At 51.3% G+C, this 21,971-nt stretch carries 26 protein-coding genes; 11 read left to right on the top strand and 15 right to left on the bottom strand.

Annotated elements, in window-relative coordinates; genetic code table 11:
- Positions 1 to 1,116 precede the first annotated feature (1,116 nt).
- Positions 1,117 to 1,554 carry an ester cyclase gene (locus NKF25_RS15330; protein ID WP_253227527.1) on the bottom strand — a complete coding sequence of 146 codons (438 nt, stop codon included), beginning with the start codon at positions 1,552 to 1,554 and terminating at the stop codon, positions 1,117 to 1,119.
- Between the two features lie 124 nt (positions 1,555 to 1,678).
- Between NKF25_RS15330 and NKF25_RS15325 the strand changes: the two genes are divergently transcribed.
- Complete coding sequence (locus tag NKF25_RS15325; protein ID WP_253227526.1) at positions 1,679 to 2,068, top strand: hypothetical protein; 390 nt, start codon at positions 1,679 to 1,681, stop codon at positions 2,066 to 2,068.
- Positions 2,069 to 2,170: 102 nt separating this feature from the next.
- Positions 2,171 to 3,382, top strand: coding sequence for an inorganic phosphate transporter (locus NKF25_RS15320; RefSeq protein WP_253227525.1), 1,212 nt, complete (start codon positions 2,171 to 2,173; stop codon positions 3,380 to 3,382).
- Positions 3,383 to 3,466: 84 nt separating this feature from the next.
- Here the strand turns inward: NKF25_RS15320 and NKF25_RS15315 are convergent, their stop codons facing one another.
- The 6 genes from NKF25_RS15315 to NKF25_RS15290 all read right to left on the bottom strand — a co-directional run bounded on the left by NKF25_RS15315 (position 3,467) and on the right by NKF25_RS15290 (position 5,414).
- Positions 3,467 to 3,637, bottom strand: a complete 171-nt coding sequence (locus NKF25_RS15315; protein WP_253227524.1) for a hypothetical protein — start codon at positions 3,635 to 3,637, stop codon at positions 3,467 to 3,469.
- Positions 3,634 to 3,849 (bottom strand): hypothetical protein, encoded by a 216-nt coding sequence (locus NKF25_RS15310; protein WP_253227523.1) that lies wholly within the window; start codon positions 3,847 to 3,849, stop codon positions 3,634 to 3,636. Before NKF25_RS15310 ends, NKF25_RS15315 begins: the two co-directional genes overlap by 4 nt.
- Before the next feature lie 22 nt (positions 3,850 to 3,871).
- Positions 3,872 to 4,153 (bottom strand): SWIM zinc finger family protein, encoded by a 282-nt coding sequence (locus NKF25_RS15305; RefSeq protein ID WP_253227522.1) that lies wholly within the window; start codon positions 4,151 to 4,153, stop codon positions 3,872 to 3,874.
- 92 nt (positions 4,154 to 4,245) lie between these two features.
- The gene (locus NKF25_RS15300; RefSeq protein ID WP_253227521.1) at positions 4,246 to 4,707 is read right to left on the bottom strand and encodes a hypothetical protein; all 462 of its coding nucleotides are present in this window, start codon (positions 4,705 to 4,707) and stop codon (positions 4,246 to 4,248) included.
- Positions 4,700 to 4,984, bottom strand: coding sequence for an AbrB/MazE/SpoVT family DNA-binding domain-containing protein (locus NKF25_RS15295; RefSeq protein ID WP_253227520.1), 285 nt, complete (start codon positions 4,982 to 4,984; stop codon positions 4,700 to 4,702). The genes NKF25_RS15300 and NKF25_RS15295 overlap by 8 nt, the downstream gene beginning before the upstream one ends.
- A 100-nt stretch (positions 4,985 to 5,084) precedes the next feature.
- Positions 5,085 to 5,414: an SWIM zinc finger family protein gene (locus NKF25_RS15290; RefSeq protein ID WP_253227519.1), complete on the bottom strand. Its 330-nt coding sequence runs from the start codon at positions 5,412 to 5,414 to the stop codon at positions 5,085 to 5,087.
- Between the two features lie 134 nt (positions 5,415 to 5,548).
- Here NKF25_RS15290 and NKF25_RS15285 point away from each other — a divergent pair, with 134 nt between their 5' ends.
- From NKF25_RS15285 to NKF25_RS15265, 5 genes are all read left to right on the top strand, one after another.
- On the top strand, positions 5,549 to 5,902 hold the full coding sequence (locus tag NKF25_RS15285) for an HTH domain-containing protein (protein WP_253227518.1): 354 nt from the start codon (positions 5,549 to 5,551) through the stop codon (positions 5,900 to 5,902).
- Entirely contained in the window at positions 5,899 to 6,333 is a 435-nt protein-coding gene (locus NKF25_RS15280) for a PIN domain-containing protein (RefSeq protein ID WP_253227517.1), read from the top strand. The genes NKF25_RS15285 and NKF25_RS15280 overlap by 4 nt, the downstream gene beginning before the upstream one ends.
- A gap of 181 nt (positions 6,334 to 6,514) precedes the next feature.
- A complete protein-coding gene (gene prf1 / locus NKF25_RS15275; protein ID WP_253227516.1) occupies positions 6,515 to 7,591 on the top strand; it encodes a peptide chain release factor aRF-1 in 1,077 nt (358 codons plus the stop codon).
- Between the two features lie 180 nt (positions 7,592 to 7,771).
- Entirely contained in the window at positions 7,772 to 9,133 is a 1,362-nt protein-coding gene (locus NKF25_RS15270) for a restriction endonuclease (RefSeq protein WP_253227515.1), read from the top strand.
- A gap of 111 nt (positions 9,134 to 9,244) precedes the next feature.
- Entirely contained in the window at positions 9,245 to 9,733 is a 489-nt protein-coding gene (locus tag NKF25_RS15265) for a phosphatase PAP2 family protein (RefSeq protein WP_253227514.1), read from the top strand.
- 181 nt (positions 9,734 to 9,914) lie between these two features.
- Here the strand turns inward: NKF25_RS15265 and NKF25_RS15260 are convergent, their stop codons facing one another.
- Positions 9,915 to 10,196, bottom strand: a complete 282-nt coding sequence (locus NKF25_RS15260) for a hypothetical protein (RefSeq protein ID WP_253227513.1) — start codon at positions 10,194 to 10,196, stop codon at positions 9,915 to 9,917.
- 867 nt (positions 10,197 to 11,063) lie between these two features.
- Complete coding sequence (locus tag NKF25_RS15255) at positions 11,064 to 12,308, bottom strand: inorganic phosphate transporter (RefSeq protein ID WP_253227512.1); 1,245 nt, start codon at positions 12,306 to 12,308, stop codon at positions 11,064 to 11,066.
- 336 nt (positions 12,309 to 12,644) lie between these two features.
- On the opposite strand from NKF25_RS15255, the gene NKF25_RS15250 reads away from it, so the two are divergent.
- The 3 genes from NKF25_RS15250 to NKF25_RS15240 are packed head-to-tail and all read left to right on the top strand — an operon-like array spanning position 12,645 to position 14,913.
- Positions 12,645 to 12,884 carry an amphi-Trp domain-containing protein gene (locus NKF25_RS15250; RefSeq protein ID WP_253227511.1) on the top strand — a complete coding sequence of 80 codons (240 nt, stop codon included), beginning with the start codon at positions 12,645 to 12,647 and terminating at the stop codon, positions 12,882 to 12,884.
- Positions 12,885 to 12,939: 55 nt separating this feature from the next.
- Positions 12,940 to 13,986, top strand: coding sequence for a YihY/virulence factor BrkB family protein (locus NKF25_RS15245; RefSeq protein ID WP_253227510.1), 1,047 nt, complete (start codon positions 12,940 to 12,942; stop codon positions 13,984 to 13,986).
- A 48-nt stretch (positions 13,987 to 14,034) separates the two neighbouring features.
- Entirely contained in the window at positions 14,035 to 14,913 is an 879-nt protein-coding gene (locus NKF25_RS15240; protein WP_253227509.1) for a mechanosensitive ion channel family protein, read from the top strand.
- A gap of 512 nt (positions 14,914 to 15,425) precedes the next feature.
- Here the strand turns inward: NKF25_RS15240 and NKF25_RS15235 are convergent.
- The 6 genes from NKF25_RS15235 to NKF25_RS15210 all read right to left on the bottom strand — a co-directional run bounded on the left by NKF25_RS15235 (position 15,426) and on the right by NKF25_RS15210 (position 19,295).
- Positions 15,426 to 15,971, bottom strand: a complete 546-nt coding sequence (locus tag NKF25_RS15235) for a YdeI/OmpD-associated family protein (RefSeq protein WP_253227508.1) — start codon at positions 15,969 to 15,971, stop codon at positions 15,426 to 15,428.
- A 20-nt stretch (positions 15,972 to 15,991) separates the two neighbouring features.
- On the bottom strand, positions 15,992 to 16,936 hold the full coding sequence (locus tag NKF25_RS15230) for a VOC family protein (protein ID WP_253227507.1): 945 nt from the start codon (positions 16,934 to 16,936) through the stop codon (positions 15,992 to 15,994).
- Between the two features lie 133 nt (positions 16,937 to 17,069).
- Positions 17,070 to 17,294: an SWIM zinc finger family protein gene (locus tag NKF25_RS15225; protein WP_253227506.1), complete on the bottom strand. Its 225-nt coding sequence runs from the start codon at positions 17,292 to 17,294 to the stop codon at positions 17,070 to 17,072.
- A gap of 936 nt (positions 17,295 to 18,230) precedes the next feature.
- The gene (locus tag NKF25_RS15220) at positions 18,231 to 18,458 is read right to left on the bottom strand and encodes a hypothetical protein (RefSeq protein WP_253227505.1); all 228 of its coding nucleotides are present in this window, start codon (positions 18,456 to 18,458) and stop codon (positions 18,231 to 18,233) included.
- Positions 18,459 to 18,511: 53 nt separating this feature from the next.
- Complete coding sequence (locus NKF25_RS15215) at positions 18,512 to 18,688, bottom strand: hypothetical protein (protein ID WP_253227504.1); 177 nt, start codon at positions 18,686 to 18,688, stop codon at positions 18,512 to 18,514.
- Between the two features lie 220 nt (positions 18,689 to 18,908).
- Complete coding sequence (locus NKF25_RS15210) at positions 18,909 to 19,295, bottom strand: lamin tail domain-containing protein (protein WP_253227503.1); 387 nt, start codon at positions 19,293 to 19,295, stop codon at positions 18,909 to 18,911.
- A gap of 512 nt (positions 19,296 to 19,807) precedes the next feature.
- On the opposite strand from NKF25_RS15210, the gene nhaC reads away from it, so the two are divergent.
- Entirely contained in the window at positions 19,808 to 21,274 is a 1,467-nt protein-coding gene (gene nhaC, locus NKF25_RS15205; protein WP_253227502.1) for a Na+/H+ antiporter NhaC, read from the top strand.
- Positions 21,275 to 21,971: the final 697 nt, after the last annotated feature.

The raw sequence follows: 21,971 nt of genomic DNA, 5'->3' as shown, positions 1-21,971 counted from the left end.
TAGCAAGTCGGTGTCTCGCTAAGGAAGGCTATGGAAGAAGACTTCTACGAATACCATGGAAAGGACAGTCGGTCAGCTCACGCACCGCCTGCGAAATTACGATAGCTGATCATCATCAATAGAATACATCAGTTATCATCTCAGTCTTGTATCTAAGAATAGTGAATCAACGGAGTAAAGCTAGTCACGCTCGGCTGAACTTCCCACGCTACCGCTAAGCGGCCGCATCGTACCGCGTTGTTTAGCGCGAAATCGAGGTCGAAGGCGAATTGGTCGGCCTGTGCGCGGTTCTGTGCCATCTTGACAGTGTCACGGTCTGAGGCGAGTTTGTGCCCTTGCTTTTGTGAGTGCAATGGGGAGACTGGTGCCGGGTAATGGCTCACCCAGTGCGATGAGTCATCAACCAATCAGAGCATCCCAAATCACACTCCGAAGTATCTCCTTATCGAACTATACGAAGCCATTTCATCGTAGTTGTAAAGCAGTATCTCATATGTTCCCGGACAAAGATTAGATAGGATGGAAAAGATACAAACGATCTAAACGATGGCTCTCTTCGGAATTCTACAAAATTCGCTATAGAACCGATGAGAGCTCCGATTTGTACGAGTTAGGATAGCACCGTTTATCTCATTTGAGTAGACCTTCGAAAATAACAGTTCGATTGAAAATCGAAACAGTCGACGGAAGTTATCAAGAGCGGTGGCCACCCTCAACGTGCAATGCGACGAATACAACGCCTGGGTTGTCTACTTGTGGGCGCGGTACTCCTCACATCCGTAGCGATGGGTGCCACAGCCTCCAGTGGCGATTCAGCAACACATGTGAACGATCACGCGGGGAGAGAGCACCAGATTCAACTTAGTGATGGAACGGTCCAGATCCAAGACACACACCTGTCAGGACCAGGACTTCCGACCACTTCGATTGAACACCGGGCGTTTACGATCGATTCGTCGACAGTCCACATCGACGGAGTAACGCTCACCATCGACGGTCATACGCAAACAGTTGGCCAAACATCCATTACAATGGATAATGTCGGCATCGTTCTTGACGATGTATCGACGAGTTCGTCCTAATGGTATGAAAGATTAGTTTTTTAATTACCATCCCTCAATTTTCAGTTACGATTCCCAGTTGGCGTATCAGACTGATATTGTCCGCATAGAGATAGAGGTCAACGATTCTCCCGTTTTCAATACGAAAGACACCAGCATTCTCTAGGGTAATCTCGTTGCCCGTCGGCTCGACTCCCATAATTTCCCCCTCGTGCGTCCCGGTCAAAGTATGCCGATATACAACGGTATTCCCTTCAGCAATGCATCCATCTTCCGTGACAATGAGGTCAGGAAATGCAGCGAAAAAGTCTGCATTCCCTGCTTTAAACTCCTCACGGCTTTGGAATGATTCCCCATTCCCGGTTGCGTACTCCGAGTAGTCCTCAACCAAGAATTCGTCAGCAGCCTCTATGTTTTTCTCGTTAAAAACTTCCTCCATGAGGCTACGCACAATCTCCTTGTTTTCTGCTTCCATCTGCTCCTGCTCGTTCATTGTTTTTGCCCGAGGAGAAGTACGCTATCGCTATAGATAAGATGTCTCTCGCCTTTATAGGAATTCTCTACTGGAGAAACTGGGCTGAAGCGGGTGGTTAGTTCGGCAGTTCTGTCCGTCCCGTTTGCAGGCACGGCCAGCACGGGAAGCCACTGAGGCTGTCACAGTCGCACTCTGCCGATTCAGCGTCGTCTTTGTCCTCCGATGGGAAGGGCTTGAATGTCCCGCCGTCGGGTGCATTTTCGACGGCGGCTATGTGTTTGCAAAAGGCGTTCCGGTGAACGTGGTGCGGGCACGTACAGGCCATCAGTTCCTCAGTCGCGTCGTCGCTGGAGGCGGTGTACTGGTGGGCTGCGGGGTTCTCGTGACTCTCGTTGGTGACTTCGACGAGTCTGGGGGCATCGACGTCGAAGGCAAATCGTTCGACCTGTACAATCTCGAATTGTTCTATATCAGTGAGATATCATTCTCATTAGTTCACTCCATAGCAACTGGGGAAATTCATCCGTCGTAAGCGAGGGGGCAGATTTCCCGACAGAGCGACCTTTAGCTAGTGATCTTGGTTCCCACTAAACATTGACAAAGGACTTAACAGATGATACCGCATGGTTCTGCTATGGCAGAGATACTCTTTCTCATTGGACTTGCTGTTGCAATTTTCGTAGGGTTCAATGTTGGAGGTTCGAATACAGGTGTTGCGTTCGGTCCCGCAGTTGGGAGCCAAACAATCTCAAAGTTCGGTGCTGCGTCTCTTATGAGTATCTGTGCACTTATTGGCGGATGGACAGTTGGCCGCAATGTTATCAATACAATGGGTGGGGAAATTGTTCCGAGTCGATTTTTCACTCTGGAAGCGAGTATTGCAATTCTCTTTTTTATCGGATTGGCGTTGTTCCTTTCAAATATTGTTGGTGTCCCTGCCTCGACCTCAATGACTGGAGTTGGCACAATTGCTGGTCTCGGCCTTGCAACTGATGCACTGAACGTGGGAGTGATGGGGCGAATTGTTTCATGGTGGCTTGTCTCTCCGGTGATTGCCTTTTGGGTGAGTGCTATTATTGGTCGATACTGGTACCCTACCCTTCTCGATTGGTTTGCGATTACACAGACCAAAGGTACACTGCTTCAGATTGATCGCTCGGGAGGGATTGCCCGGCCAACACTCGGTCCAAATACAACTATGCGAGAATTCATTGGTACCTTGTTGGTTATCATCGTTGGCTGTTATACTGCATTCTCAGCAGGGGCATCGAATATGGCGAACGCAATTGCTCCACTCGTCGGCAGCGGTGCCATTGAAATGAACTATGGTATTTTGATTGCGGGGACTGCTATTGCAGTCGGTGCGTTTACCATTGCTCGACGGACTCTCGATACGATGGGAAGTGAACTCACTGATATGCCTCTACTTGCAGCATTGATCGTCGCACTTGTGAGTTCCACACTTATCACTGTCCTTTCAGAGCTCGGGATTCCTGCTAGCATCGTTATTGTTTCTACGATGAGTATTGTCGGTCTTGGATGGGGCCGTGCCACTCGCGTAAAGGAGTATACTCGTCGCTCTACAATGATCGAAGAAGGTCCACTGGGGATCACTGGTGGCGCACTTGCTGTAGATTCAGCGGACACGCCAACAATAAAGAAAACCAAACCAGAAGAGAACCACCATTCCTCGACTAGTGAAGTAGAGAGGAATCAACACCCCGATATTAATTCGCTTTATGAACCGTGGACTACAGCACGGGTTATTGCCATGCAAAATATTGTTCCAGGGATTTCAACAGTCTCTGCGTACCTGTTGTTCGAATTCGTTCCTCTATTCGGTTAGTCTGCTTTTCGCATTTATCAGACAAATTTGTAGATATTCTCTTTCATAATGAGTCACAGTGACCCGAGGTATCGAAAGTATCCGTCAGCGGGTGAACGTTGCGCCGTGATCCGTGGTGCCCAACTCGTGGTACTGCCAGACGTGAATGAGTTCGTGGCGGACAGGCGCACTGAATTGCTCCCGGCCGTGGTGTTCGTAGGCCGTCCAGGTCAACGAAATCGTGATCGCCTCTGTTGTCGGGTTGTACTTCGTCACACCTGCTTGTCGTTGCGTCGATGTGAGACTTCCCAGTCGATCGTTTCGACCGGCAGATCCGGAAAGTGTTCAGCGGCGACGGTAGTTGCGTGCTGTTGTGCTCGGTCGAGGAGGGCCGTCGGTGTCTCGGGTGTTTCATCGGTCGCTGTGTTCGCGCTTTCTGTCAGCGTTCGCTGGTCAGTGATATCCGAGAACGTCAATTGGCGTGCCATAGATGAAAAACTGAAGCGGTGATTAGTTCGGCAGTTCTGTCCGTCCCGTTCGCACGCACGGCCAGCACGGGAAGTCACCGAGGCCGTCACAGTCGCAGTCTTCGGGTTCGATCTCGTCGTCCTCGGAGGGGAAGGCGTCGAGCGTCCCGTCGTCGGTTGCGGTTTCAACGGCGGCCATGTGTTTACAAAAGGCGTTGCGGTGGACGTGATGCGGGCACGTGCAGGCCATCAGTTCACCAGTCACGTCGTCGATGGAGACTGTGTACTGGTGCTCTTCGGGGTGCTCGTGGCCCTCATTGGACATCTACAGAAGAATCAAGGCGAGTTCCTCGGGGCTTGACCCCGAGGCGGTTCACTAAGCGAACTTCAACATCGAAAGGGAGCAACTATCAGGAATTAATACCCGAGGAATTCGTTGAGTGTTCTAAATTCCTCAGAGGAGAGGATAACCTCGGTGGTCAGCTCATCAATCCGATTAAAATCGTCGTCTAATGTGAGTATTGTTTCTGCTCCCTCCTCAATAGCAACTTGAGCATAGTATCCATCCCAGCCATCAATATTCATTTCACCAGCACACTCGAAGCCAGCCCGAACAGTGTCTTCAGCGAGTTCCTCGTACCAGTGAATCCGCTTTGCATCCATGAATCGTTGCATGAGCGCAGATGCCCTCTCGTTCGCGAAACCATAAACAGAAGAGAGGATGTGATGAGCACCAATAAGAGATGCATGCGGGACGATTGCCTGGATCTCTCCAGCAATGGCTTGTCGAACATAGGCGAGCGCTACATCGCTAACTGGTGTCCCTGCATGTGCGAGTGCAGTTACTCCAACATCGAATAGGTATGGTTCATCACTCATCGCTCGTCTCTTCGCTATCTGCTTGCCGTCGAATAATATTGACGTGGCGCTTCGCTTCGGCATCTAGCTCGTCGTATTCGGATTGGTCTCTATGTGCCGCGGCATCTTCGATGATAGTTTCGAGATCAGTGATGATTTGGTCGGGATTGTCCTCTGGTTCGATGACTGCCTTACCGTCTTCTTCGTGGATTTCGACTTCGGTACCAGGTGTAATCCCGAGACGTCGGCGGACGTTTTGTGGAAGAACAATTCGTCCCTTTGAGTCTACTTTGCTCACATTCCCACTTACGGTGGGAACCAATTTAATCATTTTGACTCTCATTGTGTTTCACTACCTTCGTCGAGAGTCACTCCCAACGAAACGAATGTCCGTAGGGTTAGTTCGGCAGTTTCTTCCGTCCCGTTCGTACGTACGGCCAGCACGGGAAACCACTGAGGCCGTCACAGTCACAGCCTTCCGGTTCGGAATCGTTGTCGTCCTCGGAGGGGAAGGCGTCGAGCGTCCCGTCGTCGGGTGCGGTTTCGACAGCGGGCATGTGCTTGCAGAATGCGTTCCGGTGGACGTGGTGCGGACACGTGCAGGCCATCAGTTCACCAGTCACGTCGTCGATGGAGACCACGTATTGGTGGTCATCGGGGTTCTCGTGGCTCTCGTTGGTGACGTCGACCATTCCAGGGGCATCGACGTCGAAGAGAATTGTTCCCATTGTGCGCGTTTCAACACACGCCCGAGGGCACCGTTCTTCCCACCATATTGTATACGCCACATGAAATAAAGGTTGGTGTTCACCACATGGTATACACCAACAGGACTATACTTCGGTAGTATGTACTGTGGAGTATGTCCAAAGACCGCAGTGATTCAGGGCGGTACGTCGAGACGGTGACGCTCGCCGACGTACTCGCTATCTTCGAGGAAGTAGAGGGACCAGTGGTGACCTCTGGTGATGTCGCCGATGCCCTTGAGTGTTCACGAGAGACTGCTCGGCGAAAACTCGGGCAGCTCGAGGACCGGAGCCGCGTGAAGAGTCGCCAGACTGCTGGAAGAGTCGTCTGGTGGCTAGTCGATGATGATTCGGTGAATGAGGTTGATCCGGGTGACCCAATCTTTTCACGGACGACCTACAGCTCTGGGGAGTCCACTGATGCGTCCGAACATGTGGATGATATCCTCTATGGGAATCGGTCGAAATGAGTCGGCCACTGCCGCTGTTCGTCGATACTGGTGGGTTGTACGCTGCCTTTGACGAGAATGATGTGAATCATGATGAGGCGAATGCTGTGTTCGATGGCATGGAAGCAGGCGACTATGGACCGGTGTTCACCAGTCGGTATGTGCTTTCGGAGTTTGCGACGTTGATGTGGTACCAGATTGGGCATGCAGCGGCTGTTGAGGCGCTTTCGACGGTTCGGCAGTCGAAGACGTTCAATATCTTTCCGGTGGGCAAGCAGACGTTTGACGCAGCGTGTGAGGAGTTCGAGCGTTTCGACGATCAGGGGATTTCGTTTGTTGATCAGACGAGTGCAGTGCTTGCTCGAGAGCACGAGATTGAGCATCTGTTCGCTTTCGACAGTGATTTTTCGACGATGGGATTCGAGCGGGTGCCAGTGGATACAAAAGCGTAACTCTCCAGAATTCTTTTAGCTGAGCGGTTCCTGTCTTATGATATGCACCGCTCACATTCGTGCACCAATACGGTCGTGCAGTCGATGAGCGGCATCTCTCTGTTTTCATAGCTGGTGGCAGGGGTCGTTAGGTCGGCCCCACGGAATCGCCAATCAACTACTCACAAGCTACCAGTATACAATGTCACAAATATACGACCTTCGCGACCAGATCGAGCACCTCGAATCACTCACAGGGGACGGCACTGAACTCGTCACCGTTACTGTTCCCAACGGCAAGTCGTTGGGATCGATTCGAAAACGAATTGCCCAGGAATACGCCAGTGCTGAGAATATCAAATCTGATCAGACACGGGATCATGTCCAGCAAGCGCTCAAGCGTGTCCAACGGCTCCTCCGTCGATACGAAAGGACACCAGAGACGGGACTCGTGATCTATGCGGGTGTCGTTGATGGGGACTTAATCTCGACAGTCTTCGACGACTTGCCGACACCAGTTGCCGAGTCCACATACCGGTGTGATGATCACTTCGATCTTACTCCCTTGGTTGAATCAGTTACGCCGAATGAGACCTTTGGACTCATCGTCATCGAACGTGGTGGTGCTGCCATTGGACGACTCGTTGGAGAGCGCATCATCCCGATTCGGACGTTCGAAAGCCAAGTGATGGGGAAGTCCAGGGCCGGTGGACAATCTGCACAGCGGTTCGAGCGCGACCGCGAACGGCAAGTCCACGAGTTCTTTCAACAGGTCAGTAATATTGCCACCGATGCATTCACTGGTGACGAAGGAACGGTTACCGGGCTCGTCGTTGGAGGGACGCTCGCGACTGCGAAGCGGTTCGTCTCCGACGGCTACCTCGATCATCGGTTGCGCAATCGGCTGCTCGGAACGTACTCGGTTGAATATGCGACCGTACAAGGGTTAGACCAGCTTGTCGAAAAAGCAGATGAGCAACTGCTCGATGCCGAACAGCGAGAAGGACGCGAGCGGCTCGATGAGTTCTACTCGCGACTTCGAGATGGTGAGCTGGTTGCATATGGTGGTGAGGAGGTAGAGCGAGCGATCGAGTTCGGAGCGGTTGAGTCCCTGCTCATCGCATCGACAGTGCCGCGAGACCAACGAGGAGAGTTGGAAACAGCTGTCGAACAACAGGGTGGCGACGGATATGTGATTGACACCGATACCGAACGTGGGTCGCAGTTCGTGAAGGCCTTCAATGGTGTTGGAGCACTACTTCGGTTTCCGGTGAAGTAAGATCGCTTTCTATTATGCAAAGTAGCCATAGTTAGTAGACAGAATCGATGACGATATTTTTCGGGTGATGTCTTGAGAACACCTGTGGTTGTATCGGCTCTCCCACGAAATTCCGGCGGCACACGGCTTTCGAGTCCCAATATATTTATAAGATAGAAGTTAGTTTCAAAACGATAATAGATGGCAGTATTGGACGACCTGTCTGGCTTCGAATTCGAAGATGTGATGGAAGATGTGTTTCGCAATCTTGGTTACGAGAATGTCCGGCAAGCGGTAAAGACGGCTGACGAGGGCCGGGATATTCTCATGGAAGAAGTCGTCGATGGGACGCGACGTGGAATCGTAGTCGAATGCAAACACACCGGAACTGTCGGCCGACCCGTTATCCAAAAACTCCACTCTGCGATTGCGACCTTCGAGTACGACGGTCCCAAGCGAGGGATGGTCGTCACGACTGGCCGATTCACTGAGCCAGCAAAAGAGTATGCAACGCGTCTTGACCAGAACGACGACCCATACTTGATCGAACTCATCGATGGGCAACGACTACGTGCAATCGCCAACAAGGTGGGACTCGACCTGTATAACGGCCGTATCGAGATTCTTTGCGACGAGACACTGCGACCGTTCGATCCAACTGGTACTATCGAGGCTCCGGTGAAAGAGGCGTTCCATGATATCGAGAACATTGAATCCGCAGACATCCCGCACTCCACGGCCCATGTAACGTTCGAACCCACTGCGGTCATTACTGCCAAGACGAATGCTGTCTTCGAAACGACGGTCGGCGTCATCCACCGCATCAACGAAACGGACAAGTTTGTCGTTCACGCTGACCAGTCTCGACCGACGGTTCTTGATGACGACGTCGGCCAACTCGTCGCAACTAATTTGCGCCAGAGTGTGGACCTCGACGAAGATGCGTTCCGTGACGAGTTCGACGACCTCGATGTGAAGCGCTTCGGCCAAACAGAGACCGAATACAAAGACTGGGCCGTTGACCAGATACGGGCCCGACACACGACGACGGTCCACTACACTGGCGATAACAACGTCGACTATGAGAAGACCTGCGAACCCAAACAATCGGATGTTTCGATGCAGTCCATCACGCCAATGTATCTTCCGCACGTTCGCCAGCGTACGGATTTACAACAGTATTCGTATCCCTACGAGTACTACGCCGCTGGGCCATCGCGTGTCTCAATTGAAAACGGCATTCACCGTTGTGTGCAATGTGGCGACGAGGACGCGTCGGCGTTCACCTACTGTGCGAACTGTGGCAGCATCAACTGCGGTAGTCATATCAAGTCCGAACGAGTCGAGGAGACGCCGATCTGTACGGGTTGTGCAGTGACCGAACGGTTCGCGCTTAAGACGAAGTACTTCTACGACGAGAAGAACATGGAGTCGTTCCGCGAGGAGTACGCCTCGATGCCAATCCAGCAGAAGGCAATGGAGAATAAACCGCTCGTGGCTGGTACCGCGGTTTCGGTCGTGCTAGTGGTGTTGCTGGTTCTTACGTCGATTGGTGCTCTTTGAGGGGTCTAGAACACTGACATTTTTCAAGCGGAATCTACGAGGGTACCAAAAAGTACTCGAAACGAGCAGAGTACCTCTCGGTATACTACGATGACTTACATAGGACTATGGATGTTTGCCGCGAACGATCTCATCTTTTTACTGCCATTGACACTCGTTATCGGCTGGGTACTTGATTACCGACGTGACGCCTTTTATTCGTTCGCCGTCGTTGTAATCAGCCTCCTGTTCTCATATGGGATGGGGTTGTTCTATCATCACCCAGCCCCCTACCAAGTTCATCCAAGAGCAACGGCGGCATCAGGTTCACCAGAGAACTCGTTCCCAAGCCAACATGCGACAGCAACAGTTGCATTCGCGCTTGGGGTCCTTCGGCGACGACTCTTCGTGACAGGAATTTGCTTTGCCATCGTTGCTGGTCTTGTGTCTGTCGCCCGTGTTGTCGTAGGATACCACTGGACGGTAGATATATTGGCAGGTGCAATGGCAGGAGGAATTGGACTTTCTCTCACGGAACTCGGTGCACAATATATCAACCAGATTGCGGACGCCTGCATCGGAATTGATGAAAACCTGCGTGAAATCGCGGGGTTCAATTGAGAATACCTGCGGTATAGTCTACGAAATCAAGGCAAATATCGTCGGATCCAATGTAGTAAACTGGGGATGAATGATAACGAAGACTGAACGGGATACAAAGCAGTCAAAGCAGCAGGGGAAAGTATCCCAGTCGACTGTAGTGACTGCCTTGACGACCGATTTCTTCCGCCACAGTCAGTGATCACTCCTCATCTTGTAGTGCAACTGCAATCGCTTTGAGCTCTGGCTTCCGGAACGCGTTTGACGTTTGTTCTGGATCATCGTCGTCCAGTTCGCCGATTTTCCAGAGGATTCCGGCCCGCATTTGTGGTTTGGATGGTAGATTGTTCGTGTCGATATCGTAGTTTACCGTCGTACAGATTGCTGCAAGGGCTTCTTTCGTGAACGCCGTCGATTCCATCCGTTCGTATCTCCCGACAGCCTGTCGAATTTCGTTGCGGAGTTCGTTGACGGTTTGTGTCATAAGGACACTGGTGCTCGGGATGGTCCTGTAGGTTCTGGTTTCTGCTATGATGGAGTGATCCTCGTTGCGTCTATGGGATGGGTGTGATCAATTGCCCACCGTGCACGCCGTCTTCCGACGTATCTCGGTCATCCCTACTGTAGTCTTATTTGTTCTCCGAAGTATGGTAGAATTCACAGTAAGGAGCCAGTAGTCGTACCGAGACTAGACGTTAGCTGTTGGTGTGTCTGCAGCCCTGTCTGAAAGCGCTGAATAATCTTTGACTGGTGTTCCGGACATGCAATGGGTACAATTGCTCCGTCTTGGACGGAGACTATGGATTGGGCTGCAGAATACGACGCGAAGCGACAGCCAGGACAAGAAATACCACCAGCGGGTTGGTGATGAAGAAGCGTCGCTGTGTCATTAGAGGTAAGTCCACAGATCGAAGTGAACTGCTCAAGATGCTCATCACAACTGAGCACAGGAATTCGAAGATGATCCAGGAGGAGAAATGACACGGCTTGCTGGCTATCAGGGTCGAGAGCAGATTGGCACGCATTACAATCGATAGCTGGGAGATCGTCGGCGATTTCCGACTGAGATTGCGGAAAATCTGCGGGTTGCATTACATCATCTAACAGGCTGCAATACGGATAAGTAATTGGGGCGTTCGTCATGAGCGAAACTAGAGGGACGATTCGCGTGACATTTATCGAGGTCGTCCTCGGACGGAAAGGATTCGAGCGTTCCGTCGTCGGTTGCGTTCTCGACGGCGGCCATGTGTTTGCAGAATGCGTTCCGGTGGACGTGGTGCGGACACGTACTGGCCATCAGTTTGCCAGTCACGTCGTCAATATTGTTTACGTGAGATCGGCTAAACCACGTTCACAGCAGAAATGCAAATACTGGATAGGAGGCAACAACCGCTAGCGAGGGCGTCAACACCCACATTGTAACGATACGTTTGGCCGCCGCGGAGTCGAACAGGCTCCGCTGATCGAGATCCACCGGTCCCTCTGCACCAACGTTAGGTACGTCTGGTAGTTCCTCCGGCTTCTCTGCCGGTTCCTCGTGACGGGCAATATCACCGATCGTTGGACTTGCAGGCATATCCTCAGCACGGGAGGTGACTAGCGCTCCTGTCGAAACCTCTAAATCCGGATGTTCCCGTTCTGGCGTCGCAAACTCCACGATTGTCGCTGCTCGGCTTGCTCGACCCCATCCGAGTCCAATAATCGTCGATGTCGTACTTACTGCGAGGCTCGCCGGGATCCCGAAGTAGGACAAAATTGTGATGACTGTGCCACCAACTATGGAGACGATCAGTGAGGCGAGAATGGGGAGCTCTGTAATATCGTCTCCGACCGTCTCCAACGTGCGACGGGCGATGGTGAAACTGCCGAGACCGAAGGCTACGACCGCGAGCAAGACACCCTGGTTGACGGTGAGCGATCCTCCTTCGCTGACGAGGGGAGCCACAGCGTTCGCCGCGTTTGACGCCCCCGCCGAAAACGCCATGTAACACGCAATGACAACTACCGAGAGTGATCCAAGGATATCCTGTCGTGTCGCGTTCGGATTCAGGTAAAGGCGGGGAATCGTCCCAGAACGGTCGATTTGGATGAAGTGGAGATCAAACTTTGTGAACGCGACATAGCGATCCAGGTACGGGTAGAGGTAACGCCCGACCACGATTCCGATGCTGAGGCTGATCAGCGGCGCGACGATCCATGCTGAGACGATAGTAAACATCAGTGCCTGATTGAGCGTGTTCGACGCGAGGCCCAGTCCAACGATGGCGCCAACGGCTGTCATTGAAGTTGAGGCTGGAACACCGTACAGATTCGAAATAAGGAGCGATGCGCCGGTAAAGAACAAGACGGCGACGCTCGCAGCAGGCGTGAATTGGGTTGCTGGTATGATACTGCTGCTCATCGTCGCGATGACGTTTCGACCGACAGTCCATGCGCCGAGAAAGCCAAAGCCAACGAACAGGGCTGCTGCGGTCGCCTTCCGTAGGAGACGCGAGCCGACTGCCGGACCGAACGCGACACCCGTCGATGAGCCACCAATATTGAAGCCAACGAATATGGCGACGACTACACCGGCGACGGTTAGGACTGATACCATTGGTTTCCCGCTAAATCAACGTTTCTGACTCCTATATAAAATCCACGAAGCCAGCTCAGAGATGGCACTGTCCAGCCTGCATTTCGATGCACCAGACACATTTGCTGCGACATGGTTTACGACGTTCAAAGCCATCTGTATTGGAGCAATCTTTAGTGTCGTCGGTGCTGCCACAAGCTGATAGCCTCTTCTAGAAATGAGACAGGTTGTATGAGCTGGTCTATTCGGGAGGTTGTTAGGCAATTGGTAGAAGATGCTGATTGGTATTTGCATTCATCTTCACCCGAACTTTTTGCCCAAAACAGCTATCTGAGCGATTTGAGATAGCTACTCTCGATGTCCGACAAAATACTCCACGAAGATAAAATCTCGCGAGAAGAGGTCGCTGATCGATTGCAAGCAATTGCACACGAACTCCGAGAGGGTGGGGATGCCAACATCGATGTCGGCAATAAGACTGTGACGCTCTCACCAGCAGATTCTGTGGGCTACGAAATTGGTACTCGAGAATCGTCATCGGTACTTCGTGGGAGTCGCGAATCGGTGAACATCAAACTGGACTGGAAACCCGAGTAAGAGAACAATTGTGTATCGTCGATAGAATCTTGAGATCGGCCCATCTTTATCGATTATGTCCCCATCAGTTCAGAATGGTATCACAGTCGCTCGGTCAGTTCAAACTGAAATACAGGAAAAGCGGGTAACGTTTCTCGCTGGGAGTATTGCGTACCACGCATTTATCTCTCTTCTACCCTTGCTTCTTCTTGCGTTTCTAGCGTTTGCAGCGATTGGAAGCACCAACCTGCAAACCCAAGTGATCAACTTTGCAGATTCCCTTTCTCCCGCAATCGGTGATCTCGCTAAAACAACTCTCGAGAGTGAACAAGGACGAGCGAGTGCGTCCATTGTCGGGATTCTAACGCTTACATGGGGGGCGTTGAAGCTCTTCCGGGGATTGGATACTGCTTTCTCCGAGATTTATGTGGCTGAAACCGATGATTCCATTCTCGACCAGATACGTGATGGACTCATCGTCTTGTTCGCGATTGGATTTGCCGTGATTGCAACGATCGTTGCAGGCACACTGCTCGCCCTTTTTCCTGCAGTTCCATTTATCGAACTGCTCAATCCACTCGTGTTAATCGTGGCTCTCGTCATCGCATTTTTCCCGATGTATTATCTCTTTCCTGGCGTCGAAACCACACCGCGTGAGGTGCTTCCTGGAACAATATTTGCGGCCGTGGGATGGACAGCACTTCAGGGCCTGTTTCAGATCTATGTGCAAGTAGTTGGGTCAAGTGCTTCGGGTGTGCTTGGTGCGGTGCTTCTCTTAGTCACGTGGCTCTATTTCAGTGGGTTGGTACTACTCATTGGGGCAGTGTTGAATTCCGTCCTTTCACACCGAACGGAAACAGCAGCTGAACAGACAGAAACCCGACAACGAACGCTCACCCGCGATGAAGCTGCTCGGTATGTTCGCCTCATTCGCGAACGAGTGTTCGGACGTTATGAGCGCATGGAAGCAATAGAAGTTCCAGCCGATGAATCGTTCTTGAACTCAATTACGAAGCAACCTGCTACAGTCGAGTTGATTGAAGAGATATCGAAAACGGACGATGGTACGCAATACGAAATTCGAGTGCGATGGACTGAAAACAGCGATGAAAAAGCAGACTAATGTGGGCAAAACACTCATTAGACGCCTCTTCGATTTTCGATTTGAATTATGATACTGAATTTTGGCCTGGACAGCGGTTCAATGGTCCCGTTGCAAGCGAATAACACACTCACGACTTCATCCGTTGTCAGCAATTACGTGATTCCCGCCGCACTGTTCCTTGTAACACTCGTCGTGGTATATCTGATCGGACGGAGTGTCCTTATTCCACTGCTCACACGAGTGCTGAAAGAGCAGGGACATGATCCTGCTGTTCGCAGTCTGGCCGAGAATATTGCGGGTGTACTTGTTTGGGTACTTGCTATCGCGCTTGCGTTCACGGTCGCTGGCTTCGAGGGCGTTATCGCCGCATTCGGTGTCTTCGCTGGTGCTATCGTCCTCGCAATCGGGTTCGCCGCACAGGAACTCCTTGGCAACTTCGTTGCTGGAATCTTCATCCTCAAAGACCGGCCGTTCACAGTCGGTGATTGGATAGAGTGGAGCGGTGGCGAGGGCCAAGTCGAGGACATCGATTTGCGTGTGACTCGAGTTCGAACGTTCGATAACGAGCGAATTACGGTTCCAAATGGTGATTTGGCGAATGATGCGGTGAAGAATCCAGTGGCCTATGATAAGCTCCGGCAGAAATTCGTCTTTGGAATCGGCTACGATGACGATATCGACCATGCAAAGGACGTGATTCTCGACGAGGCACGACAGCACAATGAAATTCTCGCAGATCCAGCACCCGATATTCGGGTGACTGAACTCGCTGACTCATATGTCGGGTTGCAAACTCGCTTTTGGATCGGTGAGCCTGGGCGAGGAAACTTTACGCGCATTCGGTCAGAGCTAGTACAAGCAGTGAAAGAACGACTTGATGCTGAGGCAATCGATATGCCCTATCCGGTTCGAACGCTTGAAGGGTCGATCGAACTCTCGGAGTAGCGTGCGACGAACATTCGTAATAGCTCTTCTGCTTGGGGTGCGCTACAGCGATAGAGTCACGGAGAGTTAGTATACAATACTAACGAGTGCAGACTCTTATCTCAAGTCGGAGCGATAGCAAGGACTCAGTCAGAAAGCAGCAGACCGTGAAAATCGTCCTCGTATCTGCTCCTTATCTCGAGAACTAGTTAAATGGGAATTAGTTAGGGACCGTCACCCTCCTCGACATAGATTGACCCACCGCACTCACTACAGCGGTACTGCTCGGAGTTACGAACTGTCTTCGAGCGCCGATACCGTGCAATCCGAACGTCACCGTCCTCACACACCACACCACTTTGGTGTAGTGAAGCGCTCGCAGTGCTGCGAGGTATCGAGAACGTCCATCCACCGGGTGAACGTTCGCCCGTGATTCGCGTCGCCAAACTCGTGGTACTGTCAGGAATGAATGAGTTCGTGCCGGACGGTCTCACTGAATTGCTCTCAACCGTGCGAGTCGCAGGCGTCCCATGTCATCGATTTTCCATCGGTTCAATAAGTACCCCACCCTTCGATATATCGGGTATGGTGCAGGCGCTGCTGTCAAAACAACATGGTCTGCGCTGACCGTCTTCCAGTTTCGAACAGGCAGTCTCGTTCCGTCGCTCGCGTGTCTCGGACTTTTTAGCGGAGCGGATCCAGCGGATATATTCCCAGCGTGCTTTCGTTGTGATATCATTCCAGAGAGTCTGTGCCTCTGGATGGTCTGCAAGAGCATTCTCCAAGTCCGCTGGCACCGTGGGTTCCGGCCATTCACTTACCGGCTCAATCTCCAGTGTTACAGTGTCGCCAACGTCTGCTCCAGCGTTTTCACACAGAGATTTGGGGACTTCGAACCAGTGGCTTCCTTCACCGTCCGGTTCAAGTGGAGTCTGAAAGTGGAACCCGTTGTTGGTTCCGCGGGCCATTACCATGCCACGTGATGGGAGCTTCTCACTCGCGCGCTCAGGTAGCCTGAGGACTGTCCGCGAGCCGATTGTAACCAGTTGAGCGGTAAAGTTGATTTTTGATTTTGACATTGTACTTTGGTTAACGCAGCTTAGTTTCCATCATATGCAGATTGCAATTCTGTAATGTCGAGCTTCTTCATCTCCAGTAGCGCCTCCATCATGCGCGCACTGGCCTCTGAGTCGTCGTCCGGTAGCTCGTTCAACATTGTCGGCGTAATCTGCCATGAAACGCCGTATTTGTCCTTCAGCCACCCACACTGCTCGGCCTCGGGTACTGCGCTGAGTGCGTCCCAGAGTTCGTCGATTTCGTCCTGGGTGTCACAGTTGACGATGAGGGAGATGGCTTCGTTGAACGCGAAGTCCTGTTCGACACCAGTATCCATAACCGCCAGCCAGACGTCCTCAGCTTTGAAATCTCCGTAGGCAAGCGCTCCCTTTTTGGCTGGACCGGTGTCTTCCGGATACCGTTCTAGGTGGCCCAATTCGGTATCTGCGAAGACATCGGTGTAAAAATCGACAGCTTCCTCGGCTTTGTTGACGTTATCCTGTGTAAACATGAGGGACGGCATTAGATCCGGTCGCCAGTCGCCTTCGTTGCCGGGGAGGATGAGCTGCCACGTGACACCATATCGATCCTGTACCCAACCGTAATAGTCGCTGAACGGGTATTCATCAAGCTGGATGAGCACTGCCCCCCCATCGACAAGCTGTTCCCATAGCTCATCGATTTCCTCTTTTGTTTCTCGACTCACGAAAAACGATATCGACGGGTTGAAACTGAACTCTGGCCCGCCGTTGAGCGCGACAAACGTGAACCCCTCAACCTGGAAGGCAACCGTCATCACGCTGCCGGCTTCCCTGCCGGTTATCTCCTGTCCGGCATCTGGGTAATGGGTAGTGTCCTTAATCTCCGCGTTTTCAAATACGGAGGTGTAAAACTCTGCGGCTTCCACTGCCTGGTCATCGAACCAGAGGTTCGGGGTGATTTTTTGCCTGGATTCGACCGCATTTTCTGTTTCAGTATTTGATGTCATGCCCTTCTCCTGTACAGTAGATACAGGCTAGCAAGCGTCATATAAACGCGCCAAGTGCAATGAAAGTGAATCAGCACTACCGGTGTATCCATTTCTCCCTAAAATTAGATATATTAAAAGACTAAAGCGGTGGTTAGTTCGGCAGTTCTGTCCGTCCCGTTTGCACGCACGGCCTGCACGGGAAGTCCCCGAGACCGTCACAGTCGCAGTCCTCTGGTTCGGCATCGTTGTTCTCCTTCGACGGGAAGGCCTCAAACGTCCCGCCGTCGGTTGCGGTTTCGACGGCGGCCATGTGCTTACAGAAGGCATTCCGGTGGACGCGATGCGGGCAGGTGCAGGCCATCAGTTCGTGAGTCACGTCGTCAATGGAGACGACGTATTGGTGGTTAGCAGGGTTCTCGTGGCTCTCGTTAGTGACAGTGAGGAGTCCGGGGATATCGACGTCGAAGAAGAATTGAACGAGATCATTTGTAAGAGATAGACCAGAATAGTTCCGAATGCGATTCCTATTCCAATTGAGACGATGACCAGCGTGGATGTGAGCGATCTCGTATAGTGAAATGAGAACAGAAAGGGAGCGGTGCTGAAGACGAAAAGCGCGAGTACAAACCATCCAATCGAGTAAAGCATTTCATTGGATGACTCTGTGTCAGTCCAGTTGTCGGGGACAACCGGCATTCTTGCTATACCATAACCACAGAAACGGCGAGGGGGCGCAGATTGCAAACGATAATGAGGTTTGACTACAGATTACTGAACGATGAGTAGGTCCCCTTCTCTTCGCCGGAACCTTCACGTGATATTAGTCGAAGAACCGTATCGCATCTCTCAATCCTGCGCATTGATGACCCTCTTTCTCGCTGGACTAATCTTTGCCGTGAGGGCGACCTATATGGGGGCTGGCTTTGCCGTTGTAACGGGCTTTCTCTTGTTAGTCAGTTTCGTCCAGTATCGAAAACACGGACAACACAGGACGAATTCCAAGAGAATGGAGCGATTGTAACATTCTTCCCGCTATTTCTATATCCGAGAGAAAGAGTGGTCCGCCAATCGTAATATCAATCATTCCGATCCACATGAGAAATGACGCGAAGACCGTTCTCACTGTGTAATTACTCCGCTCTGATTTATGACGGATGAAGGGAATTCTCAAACAATTGCACCGAATGTGAGCACAGTAAAGACAGAGCTAGCGACGAGGAAAATCGAAAAACAAATCCGGGTAGATGCTGATAACTGGAGCGACTCATTGCCGTTATTCCAACTGATATATAAACAACACTTTGTTCGTAAATTAAAACTTCGTGACGCCCGCCTGCCGTTTCGCACGGTGGGACACCTTCAAGTCGATCGTTTCGATCGGCAGCTCTGGGAAGTGCTCGGCGGCGACGATCGTTGCGTGCTGTTGTGCTCGGTCGTGAAGAGCCGTCGGTGTCTCGGGGGTATCGTCACTCGCTGTATCTGCGCTTTCGGTGAGCGTTCGCTGGTCGATGCTATCCGAGAACGTCAGTTGGCGTGCCATGGATAAAAACAGCTGAAGTTGTGGTTCGTTCGGCAGTTCCTTCCGCCTGGTTCTCACGCATGGCCAGCACGGGAAGCCGTCGAGACCGTCACAGTCGCAGCCTTCGGGTTCAGCATCGTCGTCTCCGATGGGAATGCGTCAAGCGTCCCGTCATCAGCTGCGGTTTCAACGGCAGCCATGTGTTTGCAGACGGCGTTGCCGTGAACGTGGTGCGGGCAGGTGCAGGTCATCAGTTCCTTGGTTATATCGTCGGTGCAAACAACCTATTAGTGAACCTCTAAATCCATTAGGGGGATGAATTGAAGATATTGACATCTTTCGTCAGATGCGCAGATCAATCAACGAGGTTGGTCTGACTCAACAAATAAGTGATAAGCGGATAGTGTGTCCCTCTGCTCCAAGCATATTCTATTCGGTTTCTGCGAAGTCGATTGCTTTCCAGCACTGACTTTAGGCTGGTTGGTACGACTTTTCGTCGAAGATGTTATTCTCGTCGTTAGCGGTCACTACGGTATCGGGGTGGCTGTTGTTCAAAACTGCAAGGTTCCACCCGGTATAGAGAGTCGACTGAGTATCCTCCCCACTCCCATTTCGTACAGTAACTGACTCGCCAGTTCCGAGAGTAAAATCGCCGAACGTATAGTTTTGTCCACGACCGTCTTCGAAGCTGAGGATGAAGTCTGTCATGTCAATATTCAAATCACCATCATTCTTGAGGGTGGCGTACTCGTTATTGAGATCTCCGTCCTGATTCGATCGAATGTCGGTGATCACAATCGGTTCTTCCTCTGGCTGCTCAGAGGTCAGTTGTGCGCCAGGATTGCCAGCTTCAGTCATAAATGACGCGGGGGTGTCGATTGTTGGGTTCGGTTTTTCAACGGTTGAGACGACTCGAGAATCGGTCTGCAGTTGCTCGGGAGTAGTCGTACAGCGGACGTAGCCTTGATCAGCATTCGAAAGCGTCGGATGCGAAACCCGACTTATGTAGTTCCTGCCAGACCCAGTGGTAGGTACCCAGAATATAACGAGTAGCTGTTTCAAAAATGGACCGAGAGAATTATGCATGAACGCTCTCTATCCAGCGTGATGCCGACCTCTTGCCGCCTAAATTCATAAGCGGCTGTAGAAACCCCTCCGGTATCCGAATTTCAACCTAGGCGATATTATTTGAGACCATGATGTTATCGATTAGTACTTTATCCCTTCACATCTAAATTTGTGAGAATATTAAATAGTTGGCCAAATTCATAAACGATAAAAACTATAATCGGTCATCAGTTGTCAATATATTACCCATTCATAGATAAGGATGAATATATTCAAATAGTGTTAGTGAATAGCAGACCTACATGGTTAAGTTAACACTTGAACCACGGACGTACGAGGACTTGGAACCTGATCGGCGACCATCGCTTGGTCAGGCGCTAACTCCAGTGGCCGGTATGGTTCTATTTTTAGGGGTCGGAGCAATCGCTCTTGGTCTTGATCCTCAGATGCCGTTAATCTGGAGTATTGCACTCACAGGTCTTGTCGGGCGGTATTGGTTGAATATCTCTTGGGCAGAAATGTACGAGGGTATCGTTGATGGACTCCGAATGGGAATGCAAGCAATTTTGATCCTGTTCGTGATCTATATGCTCATTGCCACATTGACCGCAGCTGGAACGATACCGGCGATCATTTACTACGGGCTAGAATTACTCTCCCCAGGGATCTTTCTACCACTCACGGCCATTTTCTCCATAATAATCGCGTTCACAATCGGTTCATCATGGACGACTGCTGGGACGCTCGGTGTGGCGTTTATGGGAATCGGAACCGGTCTGGGCATCCCTGCACCGATGACTGCCGGAGCAATTCTTACTGGCGCATATACCGGAGATAAAGTTTCCCCTCTCTCAGATACGACTAACCTTGCTGCTGCTGTGACTAATACTGAATTGATGACCCATGTCCGTACGATGCGTGTTGGTACTGGAATCGCCTTCTTACTTTCACTTCTTGGATATACTGTACTTGGGTTCCAATTTACGGGTACAATCCCGGTTGGCAAAGTCGAGACGATTCGAACCGCGATTCTGCACACCTACTCGGTAACACCTCTCGTCTTCCTTCCACTCCTTATTACGTTTGCATTTGCACTATACGGCTACCCAGCTCTCCCATCGCTTGTGGCGGGTGTTTTTGCGAGTGCAGGGACAATGATACTGACTCAGGGAATTTCATTTACGAAAGCCTGGGATATCGCACAGAATGGAACAGCCCCACACACGGGTGCAAAAGTCGTAAACGAATTGTTGGGGACCAGTGGCCTTATTGGATCTGCGTGGACAATTACCATCGTTGCAGCCGCCCTTTCACTCGGTGGATTACTAGAACGAACAGGAATTCTTGCCGCACTGGCCTATCACATGCGTCGAATTATTAGTGGGAAAAAGAGCCTCACAATTGGAACTGGTCTTTCATCGATTACGATGAACCTACTGACTGCTGAACAATATATGAGCATCGTCATCCCCGGTATGACGCTTCGAGGCCTCTATGACGAGTACGATCTTGAAAACCGAAATCTCGCACGAGCTGTCGAAGCTGCCGGGACGACGACAAGTGCGCTCATTCCTTGGAATGCGGGCGGTGTGTATATGGCTGGTGTTCTTGGTGTCTCCACGCTCTCCTATGCGCCATACTATTTCCTTGGGTTCCTCTCACCTGCAATTCTCTTCTTTATGGGACTGACTGGATGGCGCATTACGCATCGTGAATCTCCTTCAGAGAGTTCAGCAAAAGTAGGACAGAGTACCCCAGTTGATGATTGACCGTGCCGCAGTCCTGTCATCTCTCAATCCGACCCATCTGTGGGCATGGTCCCGGTGTCGTGCTCACGGCGTAGACCTTCCGGGTCAGATTTTGATCCAAGAGAATGTAAAACAGACACTACCACCGGTGAAGACGAATTCTCGACTCCGTTAGACCATCAGTATGAACGAGTAGCTGATCTATCGTATTCGTCGACCTAGTACTAATCATGAAAAGACGTGACACTATTTGTCTTCGATGTTGCTAGACATTTTCGCTGCGGCCTCGCGGTCTTTGCAGAGTTGTTCTCCCGATTGGCTCGTTGTTTTGGCCACTTGTTCGACTGTGAGTATCTGTTCTAGCGCCATGTTCGTCTATTTCCCTGCTTGGTCTATCTCAGTTGTACGTAACATCGAGATTGGGAACGCTGCGTGATTGATACGCGCATTGTATGCAGCATGGGTGGAAGACCCCCCGCTGCTTGTTGGGATCGCCTTGCTAGGATAGCACTGAGCGTTGATGCTCTCATTAAAGGATTTGACAATGAGACACTTGCTGCGTTCGAAGACCGCATCCACTCTCCATAATCTTCGTGAGCGAGGACGAACAATTGACGACGAAGATCTATCCGGTCGGAAATAAAGCACACCAGAACCCTTACTTCCGAATCCGATGGTGGGCTCTCATTTGATCGCTTTACAGGCAATTCCGTCAGCG

Source organism: Haladaptatus sp. AB643 (assembly GCF_024136975.1).
Lineage (GTDB): Archaea > Halobacteriota > Halobacteria > Halobacteriales > Haladaptataceae > Haladaptatus.
This window is presented reverse-complemented; position numbering and strand designations above follow the sequence as displayed.